The 2,297-nt window shown below is 53.9% G+C and carries 5 protein-coding genes; all 5 read right to left on the reverse strand.

The features are described 5' to 3' along the window. Window positions 1–74 precede the first annotated feature (74 nt). Window positions 75–614: a replication initiation protein gene (locus PG883_RS23215; RefSeq protein ID WP_394853918.1), complete on the reverse strand. Its 540-nt coding sequence runs from the start codon at window positions 612–614 to the stop codon at window positions 75–77. 286 nt (window positions 615–900) lie between these two features. Then, a complete protein-coding gene (locus PG883_RS23220) occupies window positions 901–1,188 on the reverse strand; it encodes a hypothetical protein (protein WP_043849767.1) in 288 nt (95 codons plus the stop codon). Window positions 1,189–1,191: 3 nt separating this feature from the next. After that, complete coding sequence (locus PG883_RS23225) at window positions 1,192–1,524, reverse strand: type II toxin-antitoxin system CcdA family antitoxin (protein WP_052497043.1); 333 nt, start codon at window positions 1,522–1,524, stop codon at window positions 1,192–1,194. A gap of 14 nt (window positions 1,525–1,538) precedes the next feature. Continuing rightward, on the reverse strand, window positions 1,539–2,069 hold the full coding sequence (locus PG883_RS23230; protein WP_043849768.1) for a hypothetical protein: 531 nt from the start codon (window positions 2,067–2,069) through the stop codon (window positions 1,539–1,541). Window positions 2,070–2,083: 14 nt separating this feature from the next. Then, window positions 2,084–2,297 (reverse strand): type II toxin-antitoxin system RelE/ParE family toxin (locus PG883_RS23235; RefSeq protein WP_270808417.1); only part of this gene is annotated, 214 nt, incomplete at its 5' end.

Here is a 2,297-nt window from a genome sequence, read left to right on the forward strand (position 1 = left end):
GGCGATTACGTCTGGCGGCAGAGCCGCAGACTGGAAGACGGGAAGTTTCGGCCCTTACGGATGCCCGGAAAACCTTAGCGTACGATTTTTTCCGAATTCTGCGGGCTCCCCTCATAGGACGCGCTACGAGCGATTTCTACCTGTGGGTAAGCCCATCGCCTCATCTCATCAAACAAAGCGTTATTACGGCCATCAGGGGCGTTTATGGAGTGGTCCAGTGCCTTGGCTCGCCGTACCGACAGATTCACCGGTTCAGCCAACTCGGAAAGCGTGTGTGTCCGCCAGTGCCGCCAGTCTGTATCGTTGATGAAGGCGCAGGGGTTACGATGGATGTGACGCGCAAAGCAAAGATCGGCCCCGTAATGCTCGTCATAGGCGGCCTCGATGGCCGTCAGATAGCGGTACGGCTGGCGCTCGCGTACCTCAGGCTGGCAATAAACCGGGTCTTTCAGCAGCCAGAAGGCTTGGTGCCGATGGGGATTGGTCTGGTTGTAGACCACCACGTTCGGCTCGATGTCGTACAGGGTGTGGGCATGAACAGTTGGCGAACTGTCATGATCGACCATCAGCCAATGACGGTCATTGAGATGCGCCCTGATGCGTTCGATCTGCATGGCGCTATCGCGAGGTAGCCAGTAGGTAGGGCCGCCCTTAACGGGCTGACACTCGACAAATTCGGGCAGGAGTTGCTTGAAGTTACCTAGCAATGCTAACCGCCTTATTGGCGGTTCTGGGTTGTCTGATATCTTGCATGTGTTATGCTTTCCCTGTTCTTTGTGAACGGCCCCGAATTACTGTTTCCTCCGCCAAGATGAAACGCAGTAGTTCGGGGTTTGTCTTTTCTGGGCAATACGTTACAGCACTAACTTTGCCTCGGCAACGTTACCTATCCCAGTAGTTTCACAGCTCTCCAAGATGCTTCCTGACCCCCTTCTTTGGGCTGGTCAAACGCTCACGAACGACAGCGAAAATTGCATCATCCCCATCTGAATTACTTGATGCGTGAACTGCAATAACTCTCTCTGATGCTTGCTGGGCAATCACCTTGGCCTCGTCTAAATCGAGCCAGTCGATACGCGATAACCAATAAAATGCGGCTGCATACTCTTCACCAGGTGAAGCAAACGCCTCGTCTTTAGCTCCCTGATACAAGATGCACCTCTCGTATTTATTAGGCAGTCTACGCATCAGTCACTCCCCGCTAATATCAAAGCCTAACTCTCGTTCTACATCGTCCAGTGAGTGCAGGGTCTCTTCTCCATTGCTAACCCTCTCCATGACCTGCTCGACATCAAATAATCCATCGGAAAATAAGCCGCGCTCTTCGACTATCCGATTCAGTTCTTGGATGGCCTCATGGTTCTCAAGCTTCCAACGGTCGGCCTCTGCGTTTTTCCGCTGGCCCAACTGATTGAACTTCGCTGCCATCTCTTTTTCCGGCAAAAAGTCACCAGTATCTGCCTCACTCAATGCAGCCTCAATGTGTGAGCGCTCCCAAGCCTCTTGGTCCAAATCACCTTGCATATCTTGGTTCTCGTTTACCACGGTGGAGTGTCGTCAACCGGCACCCGGTTCTTCCGTGCGGCTTTGGTTTCCGCTTTGAGCTGATTAATCTTCGCTTCAGCCTGCTCCGGCGGCAAAGTCTTGCGCCATTCAGCCCGCTGCTTGCTTCGTTCTGCCTTGGCTGCTCTTCGTTGCTTTTTCTCTGCCTGATCGGCCTTGTGCTGCACCTTCTTGCTCTGTGGCTTATTGGGCTCTGGCAAGGTCTTACCTGTTTTCTCTGCGTGACGCTTTAATGCCGCCGCCTTGCGCTCTTCAAAGGTTAACGCCTTATCAATCAACCGACCCCTTTGTATTGCCTCGCCCACCGCTTGCCCTGCAAGTTCAGGAGCTACGTCTACAACGTCCAGTTTTGCCCTTGGGGTAGGTCTGTTCTTCTTCTGCCGAGCCTGCTGCAACCGAGTAATTTCGCTCATCTCATCAGCAGGGTTGCGGAGGAGATCCAGCCCTGTAGCTCGCTTGTCTGCCTTAGCGTTTTTAGTAGCTTTTTCCCAGTTCAAACCACCCATTACACCTCCCTGACCTAAATAAACCCGGCTTCGCGCTGGTGACGCAGAGCCAAGATCACTACGGTTTCGCCCTCTAGGCGGTAACGCGCCAGATAACCACTGTCCCCAAAGGGGATAACCCACTCGCGGAACACCTCCGGGAGCCCTTCAATAGGACGCCCCATCGCGGGTTGTTGCCCGAGCTGGGCCAGCGCCGAACGGATGGTTTGGGCTGCTCGCTGTGCAACA

This window comes from Aeromonas sp. QDB25 (assembly GCF_027707725.1).
Taxonomy (GTDB): Bacteria; Pseudomonadota; Gammaproteobacteria; order Enterobacterales; family Aeromonadaceae; genus Aeromonas; species Aeromonas caviae.

Excerpts from the sequence above, each read along its gene's own strand:
- PG883_RS23215 (WP_394853918.1), bottom strand. The coding sequence starts at position 614 with ATGCAGATCGAACGCATCAGGGCGCATCTCAATGACCGTCATTGGCTG.
- PG883_RS23225 (WP_052497043.1), bottom strand. The coding sequence starts at position 1,524 with ATGCAAGGTGATTTGGACCAAGAGGCTTGGGAGCGCTCACACATTGAG.
- PG883_RS23220 (WP_043849767.1), bottom strand. The coding sequence starts at position 1,188 with ATGCGTAGACTGCCTAATAAATACGAGAGGTGCATCTTGTATCAGGGA.
- PG883_RS23230 (WP_043849768.1), bottom strand. The coding sequence starts at position 2,069 with ATGGGTGGTTTGAACTGGGAAAAAGCTACTAAAAACGCTAAGGCAGAC.